Genomic DNA, 3,114 nt, shown 5'->3' with positions numbered 1-3,114 from the left:
TTCATCTTCAATACCATTTAAAACTACGGTATATCCATCTTGTCCTAATCTTTTTGCTACTTGGAATCCAATTCCACCTGTTGCACCGGTAACTACGGCTACTTTTAAATTACTCATTTTATTTATTTTTGATTTAATTTTATAATAATTTTTTTATTCTTCTACTGATTTAATATTTTTTGCAAAATAGTATATTGCTCCAATACCAAGTGGTACAAAAACTGCGATTGCAATAAAAATTGGAGTGTAAGAAACTTTTTCAACTACTACCGGAACTAAAAAGTTCATAATAATTACTGAGAAAACTCCAATCATTCCTCCAAGGCCTGCTAAAGACCCTACTGATTTACCACTAAAAAAGTCACTTGGTAATGTTTGTACGTTACTAATTGCAAATTGGAAACCAAATAATACAAAAAATACAATAGCTACAAATTTCTCTGCTGTATCACCAATCATTACAGTTGCAATTAGCCCCAATAACATAATTATACCACCTATTAAAATAGTTGTTTTTCTACCTTTATCTATAGAGTTTGTTTTGGCAATTATTTTTCCTGAAACGTAACCTCCAGCAATACTACCAATTGCAGCACCAACATAAGGAACCCAAAGGAACATACCTACTTGTTTAACATCAAACCCATATACATCAAATAAATAAATAGGCATCCAACCCACAAACAACCACCAGATTGGTTCTAAAAAGAAACGACCAACAACTACTGCCCATGATTCTTTATGCGATAATATTTCTTTTAAAGTTAATCCTTTTGTATCTTCAGTAGCATTTTGATCAGCTTTACTCTGTCCTGCAACTATATACTTTTGCTCTTCTTCAGTAATCCAAGGGTGTTTTTTTGGTCCTGCTTTATTAATTAATAACCAAGGAATAATCCAAAATATTCCAAACGAACCTACTACCATAAAGGTAATTCTCCATCCAAAAGCAACAAACAACGCTGCAATTAGTGGTGGCGCAATTACAGAACCAATTGAGGCACCAGCATTAAATAACCCTTGAGCTATGGCACGTTCTTTAATAGGAAACCATTCTGCATTACTTTTTACACCTCCTGGCCAGTTTCCTGCTTCAGATAATCCTAGTGTACTTCTAAAAAATGCAAGTGAAAATATTCCTCGTACAGTTGAATGTAAGAATGAAGATATCCCCCAAACACCTATACTAATTACATAACCCATTCTTGTTCCAACTTTATCAAATAATTTTCCAGAAAAAAGTTGCCCTAATGCATAAGCCACCATAAAAATGTTTAAGATTAATGCATAATCTTCTTTTGTTAATTGTAAAGAGTGAGCTATTGTTCCCTCTTTATCAATGCCACCCCACATAATGGCAAGTGCACTTCTATCTATATAGTTTATTACTGTTGCCAGAAATATTAAACCTATAATAAACCACCTTAATCCTTTTACTTTCATAAATTTGAAATTTTACTTAATTAATATTAATTCTCATATTCAATTATTGAATATTTTTTTTAATGATTTTGTATTATGTATATTATTTATTTTCTTAGTCTATATTATAACAATATTGATATAACATTTTAAAATGTACTTTTACATTCTCTTTAGCTTCCATTGGATTCTGATTTTTAATGGCATTAAAAATATCTAAATGCTCTTGAATTCCAGATCTTGCCATTCCTTTATCACACACATGGTGTTTTTCAAAGTTTGTAATAATTTCAGGAGTAATCATTAACATTAAATTATTTAAACTACTATTACCACTTGCTTTTGCAATTGCCAAATGAAATAACAAATCTTCTTGAACAGCATCTTGACCGTTAAGTACTTTTTCACTATAAGCTTCTAAAGCGCTTTTTAATTGTTTTAAATCTTCTTCAGTTCTTCTTGAGGCAGCTAAACCTGCTGTTTTCAATTCCAACAATATTCTTGTTTCTACTAAGTCTTTAAAATCAGGTTTTTCTAATCTTAAAATATCGTCTATCATTCCATTTAAGGCAGTTACACCAATATTCGCAACAAAAGTTCCACTTTGTGGTATTGAATATAACAAGCCATATGTTTCTAATTTATGAATAGCATCGCGTACGTTACTTCTACTCACTGAAAATTTCTCAGACAATGATCTCTCTGAAGGTAACTTATCTCCAGGTTCTAAATTTTTAAAATTTATTAAATCTCTAATTTGAGAAATAATTAAATTTTTGATGTTTAAATTATCGCTTTTTAAAGGCGCCTCTAACTTCATATTTTTAACTTTGGTTAACTAGAATTTTTTATAAAATTAACAAAAACTTTAGTATAAAATCTTTTATATTAATAAAAACTAAACGTAAAAATTTTCAATTTCAGAATTGCTGGTCTTTTAACAAAGACCAGCTTTTCTTAACCAAAAAATAGTAACTAATTCAAACTTATCAATTACTCAATTAATGAGTTATCACTAACTCATAATATTTTACTTTAGCATATGAATTTTCATCTTTAGATTGAAAATAATTTCCTGCTTTAAAATAATTTTCAAATATTCCCCATTTTTGAATATGAATATCATCATATACAACTGAGGACTTTTCATTTAATATCACTTCCATTTTACCATCAGAAACTTTCACTTCTAACGTAAACTTATCAAAACCTACATATTCTGAAAACGTATAACCAGCATCATCGCCCCAAGCATCTTCATACAACATTTCTGTATCTGTAGCGTTTAAATCTTTTAATATTTTTGTTTTAACTTTAATCTTTCCATTTTCCCAATAAATTTTTAATATTGGTGGTGCATTATTATCAGAAGCTTTTATTAATGCCTTTTGAGCATTTGTTAATCTTCCATGAATTTGCATAACAATAGTTTTGTAATAATTTCCACTACCGTCTTTTGACATTTCCGCTACTTCAAGTGTTCCTTTCATATTACCACCTTGCGAAAATTTCCAGTTAGTTTCATTACTACCTGGCACCATTTGCTCTCTTAATTCAGTTCTTGAATAGCTTGAGTTTGCTGTTGAAACATTAGGATAGGTATAAAATACCAACGCTCCTTTTATTGAATCGTTATAAAAAAATGGTTTTAACGTTTCATTTGTTCCATATTTTAATATTGCTGGTGGTGCA

General features: G+C 29.7%; 4 protein-coding genes. All 4 read right to left on the bottom strand.

The window, feature by feature from the left end; genetic code table 11:
* Positions 1 to 117, bottom strand: a 117-nt coding sequence (locus tag ABY298_RS15705; protein WP_372746993.1) for an SDR family NAD(P)-dependent oxidoreductase, incomplete at its 3' end; no start/stop codon positions are given.
* Between the two features lie 36 nt (positions 118 to 153).
* Positions 154 to 1,443, bottom strand: coding sequence for an MFS transporter (locus ABY298_RS15700; RefSeq protein ID WP_372746992.1), 1,290 nt, complete (start codon positions 1,441 to 1,443; stop codon positions 154 to 156).
* Positions 1,444 to 1,537: 94 nt separating this feature from the next.
* The gene (locus tag ABY298_RS15695) at positions 1,538 to 2,242 is read right to left on the bottom strand and encodes a FadR/GntR family transcriptional regulator (RefSeq protein ID WP_372746991.1); all 705 of its coding nucleotides are present in this window, start codon (positions 2,240 to 2,242) and stop codon (positions 1,538 to 1,540) included.
* A gap of 181 nt (positions 2,243 to 2,423) precedes the next feature.
* Positions 2,424 to 3,114 (bottom strand): polysaccharide lyase family 7 protein (locus ABY298_RS15690; RefSeq protein WP_372746990.1); only part of this gene is annotated, 691 nt, incomplete at its 5' end.

The sequence above is a fragment of the Lutibacter sp. genome, from assembly GCF_041596795.1.
Classification (GTDB): Bacteria; Bacteroidota; Bacteroidia; order Flavobacteriales; family Flavobacteriaceae; genus Lutibacter.
Note: the sequence above shows the minus strand (reverse complement) of the source record. Positions and strands in the feature narration are given on the sequence as shown.

Bases quoted from the DNA above. Each gene is read 5' to 3' on its own strand.
- ABY298_RS15695 (WP_372746991.1), bottom strand. From the start codon at position 2,242: ATGAAGTTAGAGGCGCCTTTAAAAAGCGATAATTTAAACATCAAAAAT.
- ABY298_RS15700 (WP_372746992.1), bottom strand. From the start codon at position 1,443: ATGAAAGTAAAAGGATTAAGGTGGTTTATTATAGGTTTAATATTTCTG.